Here is a 20,329-nt window from a genome sequence, read left to right on the forward strand (position 1 = left end):
TCGAGCGGGATGATTCCCCATGAGTCAGTATGTCCTGCGTCGTCTTCTGATCGCCGTCCCGAGCCTGCTCGGTATTTCGCTCGTCCTGTTCATCGTCCTGGCGCTTGCGCCAGGCGATCCCTTCAGCGAACTTGCGACCAACCCGAACGTGCCGCCCGAAGTGGCGGCGGCGCTGCGGGCCAAGTTCGGCCTCGACGATCCGATCTATATCCGTTACCTGCGCTGGCTCGCGGCGATGGCGCAGGGCGACTGGGGCTTCTCCTTTGTCAGCCGGATGAATGTCGACACGCTGATCCTGCAGCGCCTGCCGGCCACGCTCTACGTGATCGGCTCGTCGCAGATCCTCGCGCTCTTGATCGCAATTCCCGTCGGCGTCTACGCCGCGACGAGGCCCTATTCGGTCTTCGACCAGATCGCCAACACGTTTGCCTTCATCGGCTTCTCGCTGCCGACCTTCTTCACCGGGCTGCTATTCATCCTGGTCTTTTCGGTGACGCTGGACTGGCTGCCCTTCGTCTATTCGGGTGACATCAAGGCGACCGGCTTCCGCTGGTTCGTCGAGCAGATCCGCCAGGCCATCATGCCGGTGATGGTGCTCGGCCTGTTCCAGGCGGCCTCGATGACACGCTTCGTGCGCTCGGCGATGCTTGATGTCATCAGGCTCGATTACGTTACCACCGCCCGCGCCAAGGGCCTCGGCCAGGCCAAGGTGATCGTCAAGCATGCCATGCGCAACGCCATGATTCCGGTCGTGACACTGATCGCGCTGCAGATGCCCGCCGTGTTCGGCGGCGCCATCGTCACCGAGCAGATCTTTCGCATTCCGGGCATCGGCTCGCTCCTGATCTCCTCCATTCTCTCCAACGACACGCCGGTCGTGATGGCTGTGGCGTTCGTCTTCGCCTGTCTCGTGGTACTGTTCAACCTGATCGCGGATATCCTTTATGGCTGGCTCGACCCTCGCATTTCCTTCCGCTGAGCGGCGCGCCTATTCGCCCTGGCGCGAGGCGTGGCGGCGCTATCGCCGGCATCGGCCGGCGACCGTGAGCGCGGTGCTGCTGCTGGTGCTGATCGTCGCAGTCGTGCTTGGTCCGTTCGTCTGGCGCATCCCGATCAACGAGATCGACGTGGTCGCGGGCATGCAGGGCCCCTCCCTCGCCCATCCCTTCGGCACCGACGATCTCGGCCAGGACATCCTCGCCCGCATGATCTATGGCGGACGCATCTCGCTCGCCGTCGGTCTCGCGGCGATGATGGTTTCCGTCATCGTCGGAACGCTGATCGGCGCGCTCGCCGGCATGTCGCGCGGCTGGCTCGGCTATGGCCTGATGTGGCTCACCGACCTCTTCCTCTCGCTGCCGCAACTGCCGCTTTTGCTATTGCTGATCTACCTGTTCCGCGACGGGCTCAAGGCCGCGTTCGGACCCGAAGGCGGCATCTTCATCCTGATCGTGCTTGTCATCGGCGGGCTGCGCTGGATGCCGGTCGCCCGGCTGGTGCGCGCACAGTTCCTGTCGCTGCGCGAGAAGGAATTCGTCGAGGCGGCGCGCGCGCTCGGCGCCAGCCCGTTGCGGCAGGTGGTGCGTCACATCCTGCCGAATGCCGTTGGGCCTGTGATCATCGCCGGCACCATCGACGTCGCAGCTGCGATCATCGCGGAATCGACGCTGTCGTTCCTCGGCCTCGGCTTTCCGCCTGACACCCCGACCTGGGGCCGCATCCTGTTTGATGCCAAGGACTTTCTCGACATCGGCCCGCATTGGGCGCTGTTTCCGGGTGGCGCCATCTTCATCGCGGTCGTCTCGATCAATTTCATCGGCGACGGCCTGCGCGATGCGCTCGATGCCCGGCGGGTGATCTGATGGCGCCGCTGCTCGAAATCAAGGGCCTGAAGACCCACTTCGCCACCGACGACGGCATCCTTCAGGCCGTCGACGGCGTCGACATCGCGCTCAACAAGGGCGAGACGCTGTGCGTGGTCGGCGAATCCGGCTGCGGCAAGACCGTCACCGCGATGTCGATCCTCAAGCTGATCGCCATGCCGCCGGGGCGCATCGTCCAAGGCGAGATCCTGTTCGAGGGCCGCGATCTGGTGCCGCTCACAAGCAGCGAGCTCGACGACATCAGAGCCAAGGATATCGGCTTCATTTTCCAAGAGCCGATGACCTCGCTCAACCCGGTCCTGACGGTCGGCGAGCAGGTCGCCGAAAGCCTGCGCCGCCACGAGAGCCTTTCGCAAAAGGACGCGCTCGCCCGCACGGTCGAGATGTTCAAGCTGGTGCAGATCCCCAACGCCGCAGCGCGCGTGCATGATTATCCGCACCAGTTCTCCGGCGGCATGCGCCAGCGCGTCATGATCGCGATGGCGCTGGCCTGCAAGCCCAAGCTCGTGATCGCCGACGAGCCGACCACCGCGCTCGACGTCACCATCCAGGCGCAAATCCTCGACCTCTTGCAGGACATGAAGGACCGCTTCGGCATGGCGGTCATGCTGATCACCCACGCCATGGGCGTGGTGGCGGAAACCGCGCAGCGGGTGGTGGTGATGTATGCCGGCAAGGTGGTGGAAGAGGCCGACGTCGAAAGCCTGTTCGAAAATCCGTGCCATCCCTACACCCAGGGCCTGATCCGCTCGATCCCGCGCATCGATCTCGACAGCGCGCACAAGACGCGGCTGGAGGCGATCGGCGGCTCGGTGCCGATCCTGATCAATCCGGCGCCGGGCTGCCGCTTCGCGCCGCGCTGCCGCCATGCCTTTGCGCGCTGCGCCGTGGAGGAGCCGCTGCTGCGCGAGGTCGCGCCGCGCCATCGCATGGCTTGCCATCTCGGCGACACGCAAGGAGCAGCATCATGAGCGAACCCCTGCTCCGCGTCAGCGGCCTGAAGAAGCATTTTCCCGTCAAGGGCGGGCTATTGTCGCGCGAGGTCGCGCGCGTCCATGCGGTGGACGGCGTGTCGTTTACGGTTGATCGCGGCGAAACGCTCGGGCTGGTCGGCGAGTCCGGTTGCGGCAAATCGACCACGGCGCGCTGCGTGCTGCGCCTGCTCGAGCCCAGCGAAGGCGAGATCGTCTTTGACGGACGTGATGTGCGCGGCCTTTCCGGCGGCGACCTGCGCGCCATGCGGCGCAACATGCAGATCGTGTTCCAGGACCCGTTTGCCTCGCTCAATCCGCGCATGACCGTCGGCGCGATTCTCGGCGAGGCCTTTACCATTCACGACCTCGCTTCCTCGGCCAGTGAGCGTGAGGACCGCGTGGCCAGCCTTTTGGTCAAGGTCGGGCTGAAGGCCGACCACATGCGCCGCTACCCGCATGAATTCTCCGGCGGCCAGCGCCAGCGCATCGTGATCGCCCGGGCGCTGGCGGTCGAGCCGAAATTCATCGTCTGCGACGAGCCGGTTTCAGCGCTCGACGTGTCGATCCAGGCGCAGGTGATCAACCTCTTGGAGGATCTGCAGGCCGAGCTGCACCTCACCTATCTGTTCGTCGCCCACGATCTCTCCGTGGTGGAGCATATTTCCGACCGCGTGGCGGTGATGTATCTCGGCCGGATTGTCGAGCTGGCGAGCGCGCGCGATCTCTACCGTAATCCCCGCCATCCCTATACGCAGGCCCTGCTCTCCGCCGTGCCGGTGGCGGACCCCAAGGTGAAGCGCAAGCGGATCCGCCTGCAGGGCGATGTGCCGAGCCCGATGAACCCGCCGCGCGGCTGTCACTTTCACACCCGCTGTCCGATCGCCGAGGCGCGCTGCCGCGAGAGCGCGCCCGAACTGAAGCAGGGCAGCGACGGCCATTTCGTGGCCTGCCATCTGGCCTGAACGCAGCGCCAATTCGCCGCAGGGACCGCCGCCGGTGGCGTTGGCGGCGCCGCCCAAGAGCGCATGATGTTAGGCTCGACTGCACCACGAAGAAGGTGCGCTCCCTCTCCCGCTTGCGGGGGAGGGCTGGGGTGGGGGTGTCTCCGCAGGCGACACTGCCCGAGTGGAGAGAGCCCCCACCCGGCGCTACGCGCCGACCTCCCCGCAAGCGGGAGAGGTAAAGCCGCGTCTGCGGCCAAACCGATCTAACTAAGAATCATCATGCTCAAAACGTAAACGGCCGGGCATCCTCCGGCCCGGCCACGATGATGATGATGTGGTGGTGTCTAAGCGCGGCACCGCCCCGGCAGTGGTTCAACCACTCTTGCCGGGGCGGGGCCGAAATCGGATGCGGTGTTAGCGCGAAATACCGTTCTTGCGGATCAAATCCGACAATTGGGACAAAAGCTCCCGAAGTCTCGCATTCTCCTCGATCAGCGCGTTGGTCTCGTCGGCATGCTCGTCGCGGCGAACGGCGGGCTCATCTCCGCGAAGGGCGTTTTCAAGCAGTGAAAGTGCGTCGTCGGTCGGTTCCTCAACCCAAAATGAAGGTTCAGCGCGGCGATCTCGCTTATTAAGCTGCGGATGGTCTACTCGCATGATTGATACTCCAATTTTAAAATGCGGAACTTGCCCCCAGTTTCGCCTGTCGCGCGCGGAGAATGAGGTGAGTCGGCAGGCAATTTTGCGACTAAATTGCGAATCGCGCGAAGACGACCCCGGCGCTAAAGCGGCGTGATTGCGGCGAATCCCGGTGCCGACGCCCATAGGACTACGGTTTAGGCCAGCGATTTCAAAGAAATGTTGCCAATTGATAGAGTCGGTAAAGGACTTCCAGGCCCATCAGTACGAGCGCTGCGATCATCAGGTAATAGCCGAAATGCATGGAAGGAGTTGAAACCAATACCTGTTGCGGCCCGTGCGCAACAACGCCCAGACCGTGAACCAAACCCGATACGCGCCGGAAAGGACAAACCTTCGGCGAACCATGCGTCTGCAACTCGAAATGAAAAGGCCTCCGCCGCCGCGGAAGTGTGCTTTTGTCGCGAACCTCTCTTGACCGGAGGCCTCTTGTTCGACGCCAGCTCGCCCTGTTCACACACCGTGGAAAATCTTTATTCCCCACAGCACGATGACGATGGCCAATACCAGCGTAGCCGCCGTCAGTACACTTTCTAAGGAAGCGACTCTCATACTAACTCTCCGCTTCCCAGCCCCGCTAACGGTCTAGGCGATTCGTTGATTCGACTGCAATCACGCGATCACAATGCCTTGAATGTTGCTTGATGGTTGTGTTTTGCAGGTCACACATCTGGTGCACCGGCGCGTCTTCCGCCCTCGACAGCATCCCCATGCTGCCTGCCGTAGCGGAAATGCACACCGTTTTGCGGTGCTTTCGTGTGAAGCGGATTCTATTCGGGCCGGCCTGCCGGAACGTAGCCGCTAGGCACCATCGCACTTCGGCGCACTTCGGCCAGCGCCGCCAACCGGTCATACTCTTCCGCGACCTTGAGCAGTCGCCCCTGGTCCTTGGCGGCGGTTGCGGCCAGAGCCCTCGTCAGTTCCGCGCGCTTGCGCCAGTGGTCCGCATTGGTCAGGAAATCCGTCATCGATCGCCCCTAGAAATGGCTTGGCTCCCCCAGCCCGCGCAAACGTCAGAAAGGCCGGCCATACGTCAAAAATTTGGCCCAATCCGATCTGCCGTGTGACGGGCGCCACCTGTGGCTTCTTCGCCAGGCCATCTCGCCGTTGCCTTTCCGACGCAAATTTGCCCACGACTCAATGGAAAGCTCGGTATCGAACCCACGATCGGGCCACCTTGCGAGCAGGAACTTGTCATGAGTATCGAACATCCGCCGTATCACGGACAGGCCCGCGTCATCGCGTACCGCCACGTCCCGCACGCCAGCAACGTCGTGCGGCTGCATGACGCCGCCCAGGCGCGTCAGGCGGACCAGTTGGACGAAAAGCTGCTCGCAGCCTTGTCGCCGCTGCTCGACGAGGTCGACGGCCTTCGCTCCAAGGGAGCCGAGGCTCAGGACGCACGCAATTTCCGGCGTTTACTCGAAGAGAACGCAAAGCTTCGACGGCTTGCGGTCAAGCTGTCGAACCTGCTCGGCGATCTTCCCAAGCAGAGCGCCTGAGATAGCAGTCGGCCGCAGCCCGGCGGTGGATCACGCATACGTCGCCGTGACGCTGCCGAATGGGCCGAAATCCGCGACATAGGTCTCGCCCGGCTTCGGCCGCAACATGCCGGTCAGCGTTCCCGTGCTTATCGTCTGCCCCGCCTTCATGCCGATGCCGGTGCGCGACAATTCGTTGGCGAGCCAGGTCAGCGGCAGCATCGGATGATCAAGGCATTCCCCGGCCGTACCCTTCCGGCGAAGCGTGCCATTGCATGTCAATACGACTTCCTGCCCGGCGATATCGCGCGTCTTCCAGTCCGGAATCTCCGCGCCGCAGACGACGATGCCACTCCCTGCACCGTCGGCCAGAATCGCCGGCAGCGGTGGGAACGCGGCATCGTGAACGAAGCGGCATTCGGCAAGCTCGATCCCGGTGTGCAGCGACGTCACTGCCTCGGTGACTTCAGCCACCGTGTAGGCTTTTTCGCGCGGCGGCAGATCGGCCCCAAGGCGCGCCTGATATTCGACTTCCGGAATCGGGCTGCATAATTTGGCGTGCTCGACGGTAGCCGGAGATTCCAGAATCAGCGGCGCGTACACCCGGCCATAGATCGGCGCGTCGGTGCGAAGCTGGCGCTGCAGCCCCTCCTTCATTGCCGCGATCTTCCAACCGGCGACTTCCCAGCCGAGCTCTTCCTCCACCATGGCGGCGACGCGATACGCCGTTGCATTATCGGGCGGCACCAGGCGCTGATCGAGCCCGCTCTGCTGGCGCCCCTCGCGGCGCAGCACAGCGAGCAGGCGGGCGAGTTCGCGTTGCAGTGAGATGTCCATGATCGCCTCTGACCTAACCTTGCACCAGCGCAGTAGCCTGCTGCATTGAGACCGGCGCATCGCCGAGCAACAGGTCGATCGCTTCATTCTCCCAACGCTGCGCCTGCAAGCTTGCGGGCGCATGATCCGCAAGGCGATGTTCGAGCACGAAGCGCGAGAGCACGAGGCGCCGCGCATCGCCGCCGTCCTTGCCGATCCGCGTGCCTTCGCAGGCCAGCAGCGCGGCCGTCGTCGCATGATAGAGTTTGCCCGCGGCCATTCTGCAGAAGCGTTCGTTCGCGGGATCGGCCGCCACCTCTTCCGCGAAGCGGATCGCATCCGCCAGCGCGCCGGAAAGCCGCGTCCGGAACTGGCCCGGCATGCCGGCCACATCCTCCAAATGGTGGCCGAGATCGTCGCGCAACGCTTCATGACCCCGTGCCTTGCCGACCGCACGCTGCACGGCATCCAGCGCGTTGATGTTGCTGGTGCCCTCCCAGATCAGCCCGAGATGCGCATCGCGAATGAGCCGCGCATTCGGAAAGTCCTCGATATAGCCGTTGCCGCCGCGCGCCTCCATCGCACCGGTGGCGACCGTGACGTTGTCCCGGCATGCCCGGTATTTTGCGATCGGCGTCAGCAGCCGCAGCACCTTGTCGGGTGCCGTTGCCGAATACAACAGCGCCGACAGCGCCTGCTCGGTCGGCACCATCAGCTTGAGCAATTGCCGGCGGATCAGGGGATGATCGATCACGGCGCGTCCGAACGCGCCGCGATGCCGCGCTGCGACCATGGCTTCGTTCAGGCACCGCCGCATCATGCCGGCGGCGCGCGCCAGATGCGACACGCGGCTCGAATTCACCATGACCAGCATCTGCTTGAGGCCCTGGTCCAGCTCGCCAAGCTGGTAAGCGACCGCGCCCTCGAACACGATCTCGCCGCTCGCCATGGTGCGGCTGCCGAGCTTGTCCTTCAGCCGCACGATCCGATACGAATTCCGCCTGCCGTCGGGAAGAATTTTTGGCATCAGGAACAGGCCGAGCCCGCGCCCGCCGCCGACCGCGCCTTCGGGTCTTGCCAGCAATACCGCGAGCTCCGCATCGACGTTGGAGCAGAACCACTTTTCGCCCCACAGCTTCCAGTCCTGGCCGTCTCTGACAGCCGTAAGCTCCGCGGCGCCGACATCGGAGCCGCCGGCCTTCTCGGTCATGAACTGCGCGCATTTGAGCAGCGTGGCGGGATCCTGGCTCCACATCCGCTGAAGGTATCGCTCGCGCAGCTCGTCCGTTCCGAAGCGGCGCACCAGTTCGGAAGAGCTGTCGGTAAGGTTGACCGGGCACAGCAGACCGAACTCGGCCTGTGCAAACAGGTAATGAAAGACATACTTTGCGAGCGGCGGCATCGGCGAGGACCAGCCCAAGACGCCGGCGCGGTTGCACATCGCATGCATACCGAACTTGCCGAACGCGATGCTTTCCATCTCGCGATAGGCCGGGTGATATTCGACCCACTCCTCGTCGCGGCCATAGCCGTCGCGCGGATGCAGCACCGGCTGATGACGCTCGGCCTGGTCGGACAGGTCGTGCAGCCGGCCGCCGGCGAGCTCCCCGAGCTCGTCAAGATGCGGCGCGAGATGTGCCAGCAGCGGCGCTTCCATGTAATGGGGCAGCAGATCGCGAAGGCTGCGGTCGAGCGAATAATAGTTCAACCCGCGGCAGGTCGGCGCCAGCGCTTTGGAGCGGCGCGCCGATGCGTCGCGGCTCGCCAGATCAACGTGAACCTTCATGGGCGTCTCCCTCGGCTCGGCGGGCGCGGACAAGCCACGCCCTGCGGCACATGCCGGCCTAAGCCCTGGGGCGGATCGGCGCAAACGACTTCTTCGGCTGGCGGGTTGAGCCAGACTCAAGGCCGGGGCCCCCCTTCCCCCGACCCGTTTGCCGGGCAATCCTTTTCCACTAGACTGAAGGCTATGGCATCCCGACGACTTCCGCCGCTGCATGCGGTGCGCGCCTTCGAGGCCGCGGCGCGGCACCTTTCGATCACGCGTGCAGCGGATGAGCTGAACGTGACGGTCGGAGCTGTGAGCCGGCACGTCCGCGCCCTCGAAGCGCGCATGGGGACCGCGCTGTTCCTGCGCGGCTCGCGCGGCCTGGTGCTCACTTCTGCCGGAAAAACCTTCGCCGAGTCCGCCCGCGAGGCCCTGGACCGGATCGCGGATGCCGCCGACGGGCTGCGGCTGCGGCGCTTCCGGCGCCTGTCGGTCGGCGTCTACGGTTTCTTCGTCTCGCGCTTTCTGCTGCCGATCTGGCCGACGCTGCACGCGGCCTATCCCGAGCTGGAAATCGACCTGCATACCAGCTCCAACCCGCTCGACCTGCTGCCCAGCCGCTTCGACGCGGTCATCGCAGTTTCCGACGGGCAGCCGCGTGCCGGGCTCGTCACCCATTCCGTGATGCCGATTGCGACCGTGCCGGTCTGCGCGCCGCAGTTCATCAAGAACGGCGCGGTCGATTTCGCATCCGTTCCGCTGCTGCATGCGCGGCCGCGGCCGGACGATTGGCGGCGCTGGCTCGATCACGCGCAATTCACCGACGTGCCGGTACAGGGCGGCAGCAGCTTTGAAAGCCTCAGCCTCACCATCGAGGCCGCGGCCGCCGGCATGGGCGTGGCGATCGCGATCGACGGCCTGCTCGCGCCAGATCTCAAGCGCGGCGATCTCGTGAAGGCCCATCCGACCGTTCGCCCGACCCGCCGGCAGTTCGTGCTCGAATACGAGCAGCGCATGGCTGACGATCCAGCGGTCACCGCTTTCGTCGCCTGGCTGAACGACGCGTGCCGGCAGCAGATGCCCAAACAGCCGGAGAAGCAGGCGCCGAAGAAGCCTGCGGTGAAGACCGGCGCGGAATATGCGCGCTGAGTTACTGCGGCGGCGCCTCGGAACTCGGCGATTTCACAACCCACACCAGGGCGATGGCAAGCACGCCGGTGCCGATGACCAGCCATTGCGAGGCCTGCCTGCCGGTGAGCGTATAGGCCAGCAGGAAGCACATGAACCACATTGCGACGACAGCTGGAATGGTGGAGCGAAGAGTTCGCATGGACTGAGGCTGGAACTACCTTTGATTGCAGATCAAAGGTTATGTATAACAATACGTCAAGCGTTGAAACAGACTATCAAACACAATTTTCAGTTGACAATACCTCTCCGAGATACTGAGCCTACTTGGAGTTTTTGCTCAAGCCGCATTTGAAAAATCTTCTTTGCAGCCCAACAGCGCTCTGACATAGACGCTCGCTCGCCACTGGCGTGAGCGCCGACGTGAACTATATCAGGGCTGCCATCACCACAGCATGCACCCACGTTTCCATTGCTCAAACCGACAGCCATCTTCCTGTTGTTGATCTTCTTCCCGGTCGGCGTGTCGGCGGGGCGCTACTGGCTTGCGGAAAACAGGGGCAATTGGCAGACCGCGGACCGCTCGAGCGCCGGCCTTCTGCCGCTGCCGTCCCAGCATCCTGGCGCGATCATCCGCGTCTACGGCGCGCGCACCGTTCGATGGAAGGCGATATTCGCGATCCACACCTGGATCGTCGTCAAGGAAGAGAACGCGCCGACATACACACGTTACGACTACACGGCCTGGGGCGCGCCTGTCCGCACCAACGGCTTCGCCGCCGATGCGCGGTGGTTTGGTGCTGTTCCCGAAACCATTGCGGCCGTCGACGGCGCGGAAGCCAGCCGCCTGATCCCGAAAATCCGCCACGTCATCGAGAACTACAAATTCCGCGCCAATGGCGACTACAGCGCGTGGCCGGGACCGAACTCCAACACCTTTGTCCAGGCGGCGCTCGACGCCGTTCCCGAAATCAGGGTGGTGTTGCCGCCGACCGCCGTCGGAAAGGATTTTCCCTATCGCGGCGAATGGTTCGGGCTGACGCCGTCGGGCACCGGGGTGTTCGCCTCGCTTGGCGGCTATTTCGGCCTCACCCTCGGATGGGTCGAAGGTTTCGAGATCAACTTCCTCGGCGCGGTGGTGGGCTTCGACATTCGCCGCCCTGCGCTCAAGCTGCCGGGCCTCGGCCGGCTGGGGATGACCGCCGGGATCTAGCTGCGGGAGCCGCCTGCCCATTGGTGCGCCGACCACCACTTTGCAATCGCGTCGACAAGATCGTCCCAGATCGCAGTCGGAAGATCAGGCACTGCAATTCGCACGCTATAGCGGCCGGTTGTGGGATTGTGGAACCACTCCGTCGCGACAAAATCAAAGCCGAAGCTTCCCGCATGCTGGATCGGCAAGCCGGCTTCTGCCAGATCGCGACTCATTTTCGCAGCTGCGCATCTAGCTGACGCCTCGTCCAGCTTCTGCCGGGTGCTGAGCGTGAGATAGAGGCCGTGGACGTAATGCAATTCGGCGGTCAGGCCCGGCAGCGCCGCCGCGAAATACCGGCTGGCTCGGCGGCCGTTGCGCAAGATCGCGGCGATCCGTTTATCCGTCAGCTCGCGATATAACGGCGTGCCGATGTAAGGCGGAAAATGCGCCGGCAGCGCGGCGCCGCCGAGCAGCCGAATGGCATTTCGCACTTCAGCCGGAAGCTCCTTGAGTTTCGATCCGCAAGAAACGTTCCTTTCCCAATCGACGAAAGTCACCGAGCCAAGCCGGCCGTATTCGGCCCCGAGCGAATCCAGTTTCGTATGGCTGCGCACCATGACGACGGGGATAGAAAACTCCTGCGCAAGTCCCAGCACGCGCCGGATACGGCCCGATCCGGTGGATAAGCAGGTCGTATCGAAAATCAGGAGATCGGGCGCCGCATCGATCTGGCGCAGCCCGGCATCGAATGCCGGAGCCGACGCGGAGGAATCCAGCAGCAGGACTCGTGGTGACGCCGATTTCGAAACGGCCGCCCCTGTACTGGAGCAGTTCAGCGTAATCATGCGGAAGCGCTCGACGTAGCCCTCAATGAGCTCCTGCGTCTCGCCATAAGCGCCCGGCAAAACCAGAATGTCCGCCTTTCCGATCACGCCCGCCAGCGCGAGCAATAGTGCGGAGATCGCCGCCATGCCGGACGCCGTATAGACGGTATCGATCGCGCTGCCCTGAAGGTCGTAAAACGAGGGACCGCGCACATCGAGATCGGCGCGCTGATAGTCATATCTGAATGCAAAGGGACCGATGCGCCGCTGTCCCTGATGTGCCCATGCCGTCTCGGTAACGGTCCAATCATGAAGGGCGTGCTCGGCCTTGAGGGCCGCGGTGAGCTGAAACTTGTGCCTGATGACGTCGCTTACCGAGCGCGGACAGCTGAGCGGTAGAGGGTGGTGCAGGCAATCATTGATCAGCCTGAGTTCTCTGTGCTTGCGATGCAGATATGCTTCAACGTCCTCAGCGCAAATCTTCGTGGGGCGACCTTGCCCGCCTGCGGCAGGCGTCACTTCTGGGACGAACGCACCGACCATCTCGGGATTGGCTCCAGCGGTGTGCGGTAGATTTCATTGTTGTTCTCGTCCACCACGCGGACGAAGCAATTTGTCGAACGCAACTCCGGCTTGAGAATGCGCAGCTCGCTCGCCAGCGCATCCGCGCGATCGGACGCAACGGACAGATCCTCCAGGATCATGCCGCCCTGATTGTTCGGCTGGCCGTCGACCAGCAGGTCGAAATAATAGAAAGGCATCAGTGAAAACCCGAATGGCTCGTCAGCGCGATAGGTGCCTGGTAGAAGGCCGCTCCGCCCTCTTCCCGCACCGCTATCTGATTTCCGGGTTTCACAAAGTGAGGATGCTCACTCCCGATGCGGTGAGCGACAAAGCTGGCATGCTCCCTCGCCTCCTTTCGGGATTTGCATTGGTGCCCAAGGAAGTCCCTGGCGGAGACCTCCCCGATCAGGTCGAAATAATATCTCTTCATGCCCTGCAAACGCCGGTCATTGCCGGGAGTTCCTCGCTGCGCCACCCGCGTCAGAAGGGATGCTCCGCTTCGACGCCGAGGTTTTGCCAGCCTTCACCATTGCAAGTCACCGACATGTTCCGGGACACCGTATGGGTTGAACGCATCACGCGCCAGGGCATGCCTCCGATGAATCATGTCGCAAGGCCGCAACATCGCCGCTGTTCCTGAGGGGGAACAGCAATTAGGACTCCACGGCGCGCGATGCCTGGACCAGTATTACGGCTCAGATCGGCGGATCGAGCGTTTTCATTACCGAATCATTTTTGAGGCCCGGCCAAGCCACGGCACTGAGACACCGCACCCCCTTGCACTCGCCGCAAACGAAAAATAGGGAATTCAGATGACCTATTTTATTTTTGCCCGCGACGGCACCAGTCGCATCGTTTTGAAGCGCGAAAACCGGGACGCCGCCGAGAAGAAGGCGCGCGAGCTGACCGATCTGGGCTGGTTCGAGGTCAGGATTGAAGAAGAAGGGCAGACGGAAAGCCCGGCGTCGCCGAAGGAAGTGGCCTCGCAAGCGGAGGCGACGATCCAGGAGGCCTGAAGGATATGCGTGGCCGCGGACAAGCCGGCTTCCGGAGGCAGGATCACCTAGACACAATCATAGATAGATCGCCGCGCGAAAGCACGGGTGCCGTTAGCACCGACATTCCCTGCTCCCTTCGATTTCGAGAGTGGGATTCGCCAAGGCCCAGCCCCCTGCGCCGCGGGAACGCAGACCTGTATTCGGGTTTTTAAAGGGGATCGGCGGTTGACTCGGGAACCGCCAGCAATCAGAAAAAGCCCTGAAATATGAACGGCAAGAGTAATGGTCGGAGTGGCAGGATTCGAACCTGCGACCCCTGCGTCCCGAACGCAGTGCTCTACCGGGCTGAGCCACACTCCGACTTGGATGGCGGCTTATAGCCTTGGGTTTCGGCGACCGCAAGCAGCCCATTTAAGGAAATTAATCACAGTGAATGTTGGCCTGAACACCCAGATTTTGCCTGCCGGCGAGGCCGCCGTGGCGGCCGCCGCCGACGCCCTTACCCAGGGCGGGCTGGTCGCGTTCCCGACCGAAACCGTCTACGGCCTCGGCGCCGACGCCACCAATCCGGCCGCGATCGCCCGTCTCTACCAGGCCAAGGGCCGGCCGGCCTTCAATCCGCTGATTGCCCATATCGGCGATATCGCGGCGGCGCGGAAGATCGCCTGTTTTGACGCGGCGGCAACCGCGCTCGGCGAGGCGTTCTGGCCCGGCCCGCTGACACTGGTGCTGCCGAAGACGGAAGGCTGCGGCGTCGCCGATCTTGCCACTGCGGGCCTCGATACGGTCGCGGTCCGCATCCCGGCGCATGCGATCGCGCGCGACATCCTGCGCGTATTCGGCGGCCCGGTGGTGGCGCCGTCGGCGAATATCTCGGGCCACGTCTCGCCGACCACGGCGGCCCATGTGCACAGCGACCTTGCAGGCAGAATAGACCTGATCGTCGACGGCGGCGCGGTCGATGTCGGCGTCGAATCGACCATCATCGGCTGTTTTGACGCGCCGATGCTGCTCCGCCCCGGCGGCCTGCCGCGCGCCGAGATCGAGCGCGTGCTCGGCCGCACGCTGAAGCAACCGCCGAAGGATGCGGAAAACGACAGCGCCCAGCCGCTGGCACCGGGCATGCTGGCCTCGCACTACGCGCCCCGTGCCCGCGTGCGGCTCAATGCCGTCGCGGTCGAGACGGGCGAAGCATTGCTCGCGTTCGGCCTCGGAGCAATTTCGGGAATTGACGCCGCCGCTGCCGTGATGAATCTGTCGGAGCGCGGCGATCTCAATGAGGCCGCAGCCAATCTGTTCGGGCATCTGCGCGCGCTTGACGCCAAAGGCGTGCGCACCATTGCCGTGATGCCGATACCGGACGACGGATTGGGCGAAGCCATCAACGACCGGCTGCGCCGCGCGGCAGTCGGGCGAGAATAACGGGCGAGAATGAAAGAGAAGAAAATGAATATCGTCCAGGGCTCCGTGCCCCCTCTTTCCACCGAACTCATCGCCAAGTTTCGCGCCATCGTCGGCGACAAATATGCGGTGACCGATCCGGTTGACATCGCGCCCTACGTCACCGAGGAGCGCGACCTGTTCCACGGCCGCTCGCCGCTGGTGCTGCGGCCCGGCTCGACCGCGGAAGTGTCCGCCATCTGCAAGCTCGCCAGCGCGCACAAGATCGCGCTGGTGCCGCAGGGCGGCAATACCGGCCTGGTCGGCGGCCAGACGCCGCACAATGGCGAGGTCGTCGTGTCGCTGCGGCGGCTCGACAAGATCCGCGACATCGATCCCGCTTCCAACACGATGACCTGCGAGGCCGGCGTGATCCTGCAGATTGCGCAGCAGCGTGCGACGGAAGTCGATCGCCTGTTTCCTCTGTCTCTCGGCGCGGAAGGAAGCTGCACCATCGGCGGCAATCTATCCACCAATGCCGGCGGCACCGCCGCACTGGCCTATGGCGTGGCGCGCGAGATGGCACTTGGGCTCGAAGTCGTGCTGGCTGACGGGCGCATCCTGAATGCGCTGTCGAAGCTGAAAAAGGACAATACCGGCTACGATTTGCGCAACCTCTTCATAGGTGCCGAGGGTACGCTCGGCATCATCACTGCGGCGACGCTGAAACTGTTTCCAAAGCCGCGCGCGGTGGAAACCGCCTATGTCGGGCTCGCGTCGCCAGCGCAGGCGCTGAAACTGCTTTCGATCTCACAGAACGAGGCTGCAGGAAGCCTCACCAGCTTCGAACTCCTGGCCGACATCGCCGTCGATTTCAGCCTGCGTCACGGCATCGACGTGCGCGATCCCCTGACCAGCAAGCATCCCTGGTACGTGCTGATGGAGCTGTCGTCCTCCCGCGACGACGCCCGCGCCGCGCTGGAATCGATCCTTGCTCAGGGGATGGAGGAAGGCATCGTCGACGACGCCGTGATCGCCGCAAATCTCTCGCAGCGGGCCGGCTTCTGGAAGCTGCGCGACGAGATGTCGGCGGCGCAGAAGCCGGAAGGCGGCTCGATCAAGCACGATATCTCGGTGCCTGTCGCGGCTGTGCCCGCCTTCATCGAGGAGGCCAATGCGGCGGTAGTAAAGCTCATTCCGGGCTCGCGGCCGGTGCCGTTCGGCCATCTCGGCGACGGCAACATCCACTACAATGTCAGCCAGCCGGTCGGCGGCAACACCGCCGACTTCATGTCGCGCTGGCACGAGGTCAACGAAGTCGTCTTCGAGATCGTGCTGCGGATGGGCGGCTCGATCTCCGCCGAGCACGGCATCGGAGTGCTCAAGCGCGACGAACTGCCTGACGTCAAGGACAAGGTCGCAATCGAACTGATGCGCGGCGTCAAGGCGATGCTCGATCCCCTCGGCATCATGAATCCGGGGAAGGTGCTGTGACCGTATCTGTGACGAAGCCTGTTCCCGCGCTCGCCATAGCTGAGATCGCCGATGCCGATATCGCCGCCGTGATCGCGCTGTGGCAGGCCTGCGGCCTGACGCGGCCGTGGAACGATCCCTCAAGCGACATTGCGCTGGCACGGCGCGAGCCGAATTCGACCGTGCTGGTCGGCCGCGAGGGCAATGCGATCGTGGCGACCGCGATGGTCGGCCATGACGGCCATCGCGGCTGGGTTTATTACGTCGCCAGCGATCCCAACCTCCGCGCCAAAGGCTACGGCCGCGCCATCATGAAGGCGGCCGAGGACTGGCTGCGTGCCGCCGGCATGCCGAAACTGCAATTGATGGTTCGGCGCGAAAACGCCGGCGTCGCTGCGTTTTATCAGTCGCTCGGCTACGAAGAGGCCCAGACCGTCGTGTTCGCCAAATGGCTCGACGGCCGCGAGCCGCCGCGCTGAAGGATTGCCATGACCATCTCCGATCGTGTCCGCGTCAAGAATATCAGCGTGCTTTCCGACCGGCGCTATCGACTAGACGAAGTCGAGTTCGACTATCGCCGCGGCAATGGCGAGTGGCAGACGCAGAAGCGGGAGGTGTTCGACCGCGGCCACGCCGCGACGCTTCTGCCCTATAATCTCGCAAACCGCACCGTCGTGCTGGCGCGGCAATTCCGCCTGCCGCCCTATCTGGCCGGCCATGACGACCTCATGATCGAGGCCGCTGCCGGCATGCTCGACGACGAAACGCCGGAGAAGCGGATTCGCGCCGAAGCCGAAGAAGAAATCGGCTATCGCCTGCACGATGTGCGAAAAGTGTTCGAGGCCTTCATGAGCCCGGGCTCGGTGACGGAGAAAATCCACTTCTTCGTCGCCGAATACGACGCCGCGATGCGCATCGGCGATGGCGGCGGCCTCGCTGAGGAAGGCGAGGACATCGAGGTGCTGGAGCTGCCGATCGAGCAGGCACTCGTGATGATATCCGACGGCCGCATTGTCGACGCCAAGACCATCATGCTGCTGCAATACGCGGCGCTGAATATTTTTAAGTAGGGATTCGTAGGGTGGGCAAAGCGCAGCGTGCCCACCATTTCCACCGCGCGCTTCCGCTCGCGATGGTGGGCACGCTGCGCTCTGCCCACCCTACGAGATTTGAGCCAGCTTCAAAACAACGAGCCCTGCCCGTCATCCTCCGGCACCACCGTGGACGCCTTGCGCGGCGCGGCTTTCTTCGCCGGCTTCGGCTCCTCCGCCGCCCGCTGCTCCTCTGTGATCGGCAGCAGCAACTGCGCGTCGTCATTGACCACTTTATTGACGCGCGTGGAAATCTCGTGCCAGGCAAACTCACCTTCAGCCGGCCCGCGCAGCAGCGGCATGATCTCGTCAACGTCGTACGCGCGGCTGTCGAGCCAGCGTTCGAACTCTTCCGGTGCAATCGTCACGGGCACCCGGTGATGCAACACGGATAGGTCGCGGCTGGCGGGCGCCGTGACGATGGCGACGCCGTCGGTCTCCTCGCCGTTCGGTCCCATCCAGGTCTCCGCCAGCGCGGCAAAACCGACGGGCTTTCCGTCGCGGCGGTGGATGAAGAACGGCCGCTTGCGGCCGCCCGCGCCCTGCCATTCGTAATAACCGTCCGCCGGAATAAGACAGCGCCGCCGCCTGATCGCATTCTTGAACGCCGGCTTCTCGCGCACGGTCTCGGAGCGCGCATTGATCAGCAGCGTAAATTTACGGGGGTCCTTGACCCATGCTGGCACCAGTCCCCAACGCATCAGGCGAAAATGGCGGCCGCCATTTTCCAGCATGACCACCGGAACCGGCTGCGTCGGCGCAATATTGTATCGCGGCGGAAAATTGGGCTGTTCAATATAGCCAAAAATTTGCCGAAGCGCCGCCGGCGGTGAAGTAATTACGAAGCGTCCGCACATTATCTGACCAACATAGGCTTCCGTTTAATGGGTGTTAACCCAGGCCCTTAACAGTGGGCCCGATGACCTCCACGGCCGCCAACGAAATGCGATCCGATCGCGCGATGCCGCCACCGCCGGGCCGTATTGACGAGGCCCGCGCGGCGCAGTTGCGCGCGGCCAATATCAACCCGCGCACCGGGCTTGCCACCGACTACCTGAATCATTTCAACGAAGCCATCATGCTGCTCGAAATGGTTCCGGACATGCCGGAATGCGCGGAGGATTTTCTGACCTGGACACCGCTGTCCTACGCTGAGCATTTCTGGGCCTCCAATTTCAAGGCTCGTGACCTGGCGATCGAGGCCTATGAATGCGCCGACCCGAAGGTCCGCGCCGATTTCGACCATCTCACCACCACCATGACCTCGATTCTGACAGCGGTCGGCAAGGCGATGCGCGACGCGCAGCAGGACCGGACGCGCGCGACACTGGCCGAGCAGGCCACTGCCTGGGTCAAGCCGCTGGTGGCGCTGGCCGGCGGCGTCATCAACGGCAGTTCAGAGACGAACGTCGAATCGGTGATGTCGAACTAACCGCCGGGTTAGACCAAAGCGGCCCAATCAGGCATGATGTTTCCCGCAAAAGCGCGTTCCCTGCTTATCGGATCCCCGTGACCGCCCCTGTCCAGCCGACCCGTCCCCAGCTTGCCGTCAGCGGTGCGATTTTTCGCGATGGCAAGGTCCTGCTGGTTCGCCGCGCCCGCTCGCCGGGCAAGGGCTTCTACTCCCTCCCCGGCGGCCGGGTCGAATTCGGCGAATCCCTGCACGCCGCGCTCCACCGCGAGGTCGACGAGGAAACCGCCCTCAGAATCGAGATTCTGGGCCTTGCCGGCTGGCGCGAAGTGCTGCCGGGGGTCTCCGGCGGCGGGCATTACGTGATCATGTCGTTCGCGGCGCGCTGGACGGCGCGGGAGCCCGTCCTGAACGACGAGCACGACGACTTCAAATGGCTGGCGCCGGACAGCCTGGGCGACCTCAAGGTTACCGGCGGCCTTGTGGAGGTCATCGAGGCCGCCCGGAAGCTGGTCTAGGCGGTGTCCCGCCAGCCTTGCTTCGGGGCTCTTAAGGGGGCATATGGCCCTCAAATGCTCAAGCACGCCCTCGCCGCCCTCATCCTGGTTTCGGCCTGCCATCTGGCCCCCGCGCGGGCCCAGGATGCCGCCGCGCCGTTCGACGGCGACCTGCAGCGGCTGGCCGAGATTCTCGGCACCCTGCACTACCTCCGGGGCATCTGCGGCGCCAATGAAGGGGCAAAATGGCGCAACGAGATGCAGGCCCTGATCGACGCCGAAACCCCCTCCGGCGACCGCCGCGCCCGCATGATCGCTGGCTTCAACCGCGGCTATAATGGCTTTCAGCAGACCTACCGGACCTGCACGCCGGCGGCCTCGGTCGCGATCCGCAGGTATATCGAGGAAGGCTCGAAGATTTCGCGCGACCTCACCGCGCGCTACGCCAACTGAAGAAAAATGGACGCGATCTATTTCGATCTCGACGGGACGCTGACCGACCCCAAGCCGGGCATCACCCGCTCGATCCAATATGCGCTGCAACGGCTCGACCATCATACGATCCCGACCGAGGACGAGTTGACTTGGTGCATCGGCCCGCCGCTGCGCGCCAGCTTTGTGAGGCTGCTCGGCGCCGATCACGCCGCTGACCGCGCGCTGGCACTCTACCGCGAGCGATTTTCCGATGTCGGCCTCTATGAGAACGGCGTCTATGACGGCATCAGCGAAGTGCTGACAGCGCTCTGTACTTCCGGCCACCGGCTGTTCGTCGCGACCAGCAAGCCGCACGTGTTCGCCGAACGAATCATCGATCATTTCGGCCTGCGCGGTCACTTCGAGCGCGTGTTCGGTTCCGAACTCGACGGCACCCGCGTGGATAAATCGCATCTGCTCGAATACGCGCTGAAGGAAATTTCGGTCGATCCGGCCAAAACCCTGATGATCGGCGACCGCAGCCACGACATGGTCGGCGCGAAAAACAACGGCATGAAGGGCATTGGCGTGCTCTACGGCTATGGCAGCCGTGACGAACTGCTCGGCGCCGGCGCGCACCATGTCTGCGCGACACCGGCCGCGATTTTGCGCTGCATATCCTGACGCTGGCGGAACCAGCCTGAAATTCGTGCAGCGCTGTTAACCTTTCCTAAAGATGTGGCTAGGCTGGCGCGCACCGCGTGCTACAGCTTGTCGCGTTAGATGCGT

The 20,329-nt window shown here is 63.7% G+C and carries 24 protein-coding genes and 1 tRNA gene; 16 read left to right on the top strand and 9 right to left on the bottom strand.

Annotated features, from left to right (window positions below; translation table 11 throughout):
• The first annotated feature begins 19 nt into the window (after nucleotides 1-19).
• From QA643_RS31595 to QA643_RS31610, 4 genes are read left to right on the top strand one after another with little or no spacing between them, the layout of a single operon-like run.
• The gene (locus QA643_RS31595; protein WP_283029573.1) at nucleotides 20-979 is read left to right on the top strand and encodes an ABC transporter permease; all 960 of its coding nucleotides are present in this window, start codon (nucleotides 20-22) and stop codon (nucleotides 977-979) included.
• Nucleotides 945-1,862: an ABC transporter permease gene (locus QA643_RS31600; protein WP_283029574.1), complete on the top strand. Its 918-nt coding sequence runs from the start codon at nucleotides 945-947 to the stop codon at nucleotides 1,860-1,862. The genes QA643_RS31595 and QA643_RS31600 overlap by 35 nt, the downstream gene beginning before the upstream one ends.
• Nucleotides 1,862-2,854, top strand: a complete 993-nt coding sequence (locus QA643_RS31605; protein ID WP_283029575.1) for an ABC transporter ATP-binding protein — start codon at nucleotides 1,862-1,864, stop codon at nucleotides 2,852-2,854. The genes QA643_RS31600 and QA643_RS31605 overlap by 1 nt, the downstream gene beginning before the upstream one ends.
• Nucleotides 2,851-3,819, top strand: a complete 969-nt coding sequence (locus QA643_RS31610) for a dipeptide ABC transporter ATP-binding protein (protein WP_283029576.1) — start codon at nucleotides 2,851-2,853, stop codon at nucleotides 3,817-3,819. The genes QA643_RS31605 and QA643_RS31610 overlap by 4 nt, the downstream gene beginning before the upstream one ends.
• 396 nt (nucleotides 3,820-4,215) lie before the next feature.
• On the opposite strand, the gene QA643_RS31615 is transcribed toward QA643_RS31610, so the two are convergent.
• Nucleotides 4,216-4,458: a hypothetical protein gene (locus QA643_RS31615; protein ID WP_283029577.1), complete on the bottom strand. Its 243-nt coding sequence runs from the start codon at nucleotides 4,456-4,458 to the stop codon at nucleotides 4,216-4,218.
• Nucleotides 4,459-5,270: 812 nt separating this feature from the next.
• A complete protein-coding gene (locus QA643_RS31620) occupies nucleotides 5,271-5,468 on the bottom strand; it encodes a hypothetical protein (protein ID WP_283029578.1) in 198 nt (65 codons plus the stop codon).
• Nucleotides 5,469-5,696: 228 nt separating this feature from the next.
• Here QA643_RS31620 and QA643_RS31625 point away from each other — a divergent pair, with 228 nt between their 5' ends.
• Nucleotides 5,697-6,002, top strand: coding sequence for a hypothetical protein (locus QA643_RS31625; RefSeq protein ID WP_283029579.1), 306 nt, complete (start codon nucleotides 5,697-5,699; stop codon nucleotides 6,000-6,002).
• A 30-nt stretch (nucleotides 6,003-6,032) separates the two neighbouring features.
• Here QA643_RS31625 and QA643_RS31630 read toward each other — a convergent pair whose 3' ends face one another.
• Nucleotides 6,033-6,818: a fumarylacetoacetate hydrolase family protein gene (locus tag QA643_RS31630; protein ID WP_283029580.1), complete on the bottom strand. Its 786-nt coding sequence runs from the start codon at nucleotides 6,816-6,818 to the stop codon at nucleotides 6,033-6,035.
• A gap of 13 nt (nucleotides 6,819-6,831) precedes the next feature.
• Complete coding sequence (locus tag QA643_RS31635; RefSeq protein WP_283029581.1) at nucleotides 6,832-8,583, bottom strand: acyl-CoA dehydrogenase family protein; 1,752 nt, start codon at nucleotides 8,581-8,583, stop codon at nucleotides 6,832-6,834.
• 183 nt (nucleotides 8,584-8,766) lie between these two features.
• Here QA643_RS31635 and QA643_RS31640 point away from each other — a divergent pair, with 183 nt between their 5' ends.
• Nucleotides 8,767-9,714, top strand: a complete 948-nt coding sequence (locus QA643_RS31640) for a LysR substrate-binding domain-containing protein (RefSeq protein ID WP_283029582.1) — start codon at nucleotides 8,767-8,769, stop codon at nucleotides 9,712-9,714.
• 1 nt (nucleotide 9,715) lies between these two features.
• Here the strand turns inward: QA643_RS31640 and QA643_RS31645 are convergent, their stop codons facing one another.
• Entirely contained in the window at nucleotides 9,716-9,895 is a 180-nt protein-coding gene (locus QA643_RS31645; protein WP_283029583.1) for a hypothetical protein, read from the bottom strand.
• Between the two features lie 270 nt (nucleotides 9,896-10,165).
• Here QA643_RS31645 and QA643_RS31650 point away from each other — a divergent pair, with 270 nt between their 5' ends.
• Nucleotides 10,166-10,906, top strand: coding sequence for a DUF3750 domain-containing protein (locus QA643_RS31650; RefSeq protein WP_283029584.1), 741 nt, complete (start codon nucleotides 10,166-10,168; stop codon nucleotides 10,904-10,906).
• On the opposite strand, the gene QA643_RS31655 is transcribed toward QA643_RS31650, so the two are convergent.
• Both QA643_RS31655 and QA643_RS31660 read right to left on the bottom strand, forming a co-directional pair.
• The gene (locus tag QA643_RS31655; RefSeq protein WP_283029585.1) at nucleotides 10,903-12,255 is read right to left on the bottom strand and encodes a hypothetical protein; all 1,353 of its coding nucleotides are present in this window, start codon (nucleotides 12,253-12,255) and stop codon (nucleotides 10,903-10,905) included. The genes QA643_RS31650 and QA643_RS31655 overlap by 4 nt on opposite strands.
• The gene (locus tag QA643_RS31660) at nucleotides 12,228-12,473 is read right to left on the bottom strand and encodes a hypothetical protein (RefSeq protein WP_283029586.1); all 246 of its coding nucleotides are present in this window, start codon (nucleotides 12,471-12,473) and stop codon (nucleotides 12,228-12,230) included. The genes QA643_RS31655 and QA643_RS31660 overlap by 28 nt, the downstream gene beginning before the upstream one ends.
• A gap of 615 nt (nucleotides 12,474-13,088) precedes the next feature.
• Between QA643_RS31660 and QA643_RS31665 the strand changes: the two genes are divergently transcribed.
• Nucleotides 13,089-13,292, top strand: coding sequence for a hypothetical protein (locus tag QA643_RS31665; RefSeq protein ID WP_283029587.1), 204 nt, complete (start codon nucleotides 13,089-13,091; stop codon nucleotides 13,290-13,292).
• A gap of 265 nt (nucleotides 13,293-13,557) precedes the next feature.
• Here the strand turns inward: QA643_RS31665 and QA643_RS31670 are convergent.
• Nucleotides 13,558-13,634: transfer RNA gene (locus tag QA643_RS31670), tRNA-Pro, on the bottom strand.
• 69 nt (nucleotides 13,635-13,703) lie between these two features.
• Here QA643_RS31670 and QA643_RS31675 point away from each other — a divergent pair.
• Genes QA643_RS31675 through QA643_RS31690 form a run of 4 tightly spaced genes read left to right on the top strand, consistent with a single transcriptional unit; the run spans nucleotide 13,704 to nucleotide 17,197 of the window.
• Nucleotides 13,704-14,696, top strand: a complete 993-nt coding sequence (locus QA643_RS31675) for an L-threonylcarbamoyladenylate synthase (RefSeq protein WP_283029588.1) — start codon at nucleotides 13,704-13,706, stop codon at nucleotides 14,694-14,696.
• A 24-nt stretch (nucleotides 14,697-14,720) separates the two neighbouring features.
• Nucleotides 14,721-16,148, top strand: a complete 1,428-nt coding sequence (locus tag QA643_RS31680) for an FAD-binding oxidoreductase (RefSeq protein ID WP_283029589.1) — start codon at nucleotides 14,721-14,723, stop codon at nucleotides 16,146-16,148.
• Entirely contained in the window at nucleotides 16,145-16,606 is a 462-nt protein-coding gene (locus QA643_RS31685) for a GNAT family acetyltransferase (protein ID WP_283029590.1), read from the top strand. Before QA643_RS31680 ends, QA643_RS31685 begins: the two co-directional genes overlap by 4 nt.
• 9 nt (nucleotides 16,607-16,615) lie before the next feature.
• Nucleotides 16,616-17,197 carry an NUDIX domain-containing protein gene (locus QA643_RS31690; RefSeq protein WP_283029591.1) on the top strand — a complete coding sequence of 194 codons (582 nt, stop codon included), beginning with the start codon at nucleotides 16,616-16,618 and terminating at the stop codon, nucleotides 17,195-17,197.
• Between the two features lie 110 nt (nucleotides 17,198-17,307).
• On the opposite strand, the gene QA643_RS31695 is transcribed toward QA643_RS31690, so the two are convergent.
• Nucleotides 17,308-18,075 carry an SOS response-associated peptidase gene (locus tag QA643_RS31695; RefSeq protein WP_283029592.1) on the bottom strand — a complete coding sequence of 256 codons (768 nt, stop codon included), beginning with the start codon at nucleotides 18,073-18,075 and terminating at the stop codon, nucleotides 17,308-17,310.
• An 86-nt stretch (nucleotides 18,076-18,161) separates the two neighbouring features.
• Here QA643_RS31695 and QA643_RS31700 point away from each other — a divergent pair, with 86 nt between their 5' ends.
• The 4 genes from QA643_RS31700 to QA643_RS31715 all read left to right on the top strand — a co-directional run bounded on the left by QA643_RS31700 (nucleotide 18,162) and on the right by QA643_RS31715 (nucleotide 20,224).
• A complete protein-coding gene (locus tag QA643_RS31700) occupies nucleotides 18,162-18,650 on the top strand; it encodes a hypothetical protein (protein ID WP_283034988.1) in 489 nt (162 codons plus the stop codon).
• Between the two features lie 77 nt (nucleotides 18,651-18,727).
• Nucleotides 18,728-19,147, top strand: coding sequence for an NUDIX domain-containing protein (locus tag QA643_RS31705; protein ID WP_283029593.1), 420 nt, complete (start codon nucleotides 18,728-18,730; stop codon nucleotides 19,145-19,147).
• Between the two features lie 54 nt (nucleotides 19,148-19,201).
• On the top strand, nucleotides 19,202-19,579 hold the full coding sequence (locus QA643_RS31710) for a TIGR02301 family protein (protein ID WP_283029594.1): 378 nt from the start codon (nucleotides 19,202-19,204) through the stop codon (nucleotides 19,577-19,579).
• A 6-nt stretch (nucleotides 19,580-19,585) separates the two neighbouring features.
• Nucleotides 19,586-20,224 carry an HAD family hydrolase gene (locus QA643_RS31715; protein ID WP_283029595.1) on the top strand — a complete coding sequence of 213 codons (639 nt, stop codon included), beginning with the start codon at nucleotides 19,586-19,588 and terminating at the stop codon, nucleotides 20,222-20,224.
• The last annotated feature ends 105 nt before the right edge of the window (nucleotides 20,225-20,329 follow it).

Source organism: Bradyrhizobium sp. CB3481 (genome assembly GCF_029714305.1).
Taxonomy (GTDB): Bacteria; Pseudomonadota; Alphaproteobacteria; order Rhizobiales; family Xanthobacteraceae; genus Bradyrhizobium.

Bases quoted from the DNA above. Each gene is read 5' to 3' on its own strand.
- QA643_RS31595 (WP_283029573.1), top strand. From the start codon at position 20: ATGAGTCAGTATGTCCTGCGTCGTCTTCTGATCGCCGTCCCGAGCCTG.
- QA643_RS31600 (WP_283029574.1), top strand. From the start codon at position 945: ATGGCTGGCTCGACCCTCGCATTTCCTTCCGCTGAGCGGCGCGCCTAT.
- QA643_RS31605 (WP_283029575.1), top strand. From the start codon at position 1,862: ATGGCGCCGCTGCTCGAAATCAAGGGCCTGAAGACCCACTTCGCCACC.
- QA643_RS31610 (WP_283029576.1), top strand. From the start codon at position 2,851: ATGAGCGAACCCCTGCTCCGCGTCAGCGGCCTGAAGAAGCATTTTCCC.
- QA643_RS31615 (WP_283029577.1), bottom strand. From the start codon at position 4,458: ATGCGAGTAGACCATCCGCAGCTTAATAAGCGAGATCGCCGCGCTGAA.
- QA643_RS31620 (WP_283029578.1), bottom strand. From the start codon at position 5,468: ATGACGGATTTCCTGACCAATGCGGACCACTGGCGCAAGCGCGCGGAA.
- QA643_RS31625 (WP_283029579.1), top strand. From the start codon at position 5,697: ATGAGTATCGAACATCCGCCGTATCACGGACAGGCCCGCGTCATCGCG.
- QA643_RS31630 (WP_283029580.1), bottom strand. From the start codon at position 6,818: ATGGACATCTCACTGCAACGCGAACTCGCCCGCCTGCTCGCTGTGCTG.
- QA643_RS31635 (WP_283029581.1), bottom strand. From the start codon at position 8,583: ATGAAGGTTCACGTTGATCTGGCGAGCCGCGACGCATCGGCGCGCCGC.
- QA643_RS31640 (WP_283029582.1), top strand. From the start codon at position 8,767: ATGGCATCCCGACGACTTCCGCCGCTGCATGCGGTGCGCGCCTTCGAG.
- QA643_RS31645 (WP_283029583.1), bottom strand. From the start codon at position 9,895: ATGCGAACTCTTCGCTCCACCATTCCAGCTGTCGTCGCAATGTGGTTC.
- QA643_RS31655 (WP_283029585.1), bottom strand. From the start codon at position 12,255: ATGGTCGGTGCGTTCGTCCCAGAAGTGACGCCTGCCGCAGGCGGGCAA.
- QA643_RS31660 (WP_283029586.1), bottom strand. From the start codon at position 12,473: ATGCCTTTCTATTATTTCGACCTGCTGGTCGACGGCCAGCCGAACAAT.
- QA643_RS31665 (WP_283029587.1), top strand. From the start codon at position 13,089: ATGACCTATTTTATTTTTGCCCGCGACGGCACCAGTCGCATCGTTTTG.
- QA643_RS31680 (WP_283029589.1), top strand. From the start codon at position 14,721: ATGAATATCGTCCAGGGCTCCGTGCCCCCTCTTTCCACCGAACTCATC.
- QA643_RS31690 (WP_283029591.1), top strand. From the start codon at position 16,616: ATGACCATCTCCGATCGTGTCCGCGTCAAGAATATCAGCGTGCTTTCC.
- QA643_RS31695 (WP_283029592.1), bottom strand. From the start codon at position 18,075: ATGTGCGGACGCTTCGTAATTACTTCACCGCCGGCGGCGCTTCGGCAA.
- QA643_RS31700 (WP_283034988.1), top strand. From the start codon at position 18,162: ATGCGATCCGATCGCGCGATGCCGCCACCGCCGGGCCGTATTGACGAG.
- QA643_RS31710 (WP_283029594.1), top strand. From the start codon at position 19,202: ATGCTCAAGCACGCCCTCGCCGCCCTCATCCTGGTTTCGGCCTGCCAT.
- QA643_RS31715 (WP_283029595.1), top strand. From the start codon at position 19,586: ATGGACGCGATCTATTTCGATCTCGACGGGACGCTGACCGACCCCAAG.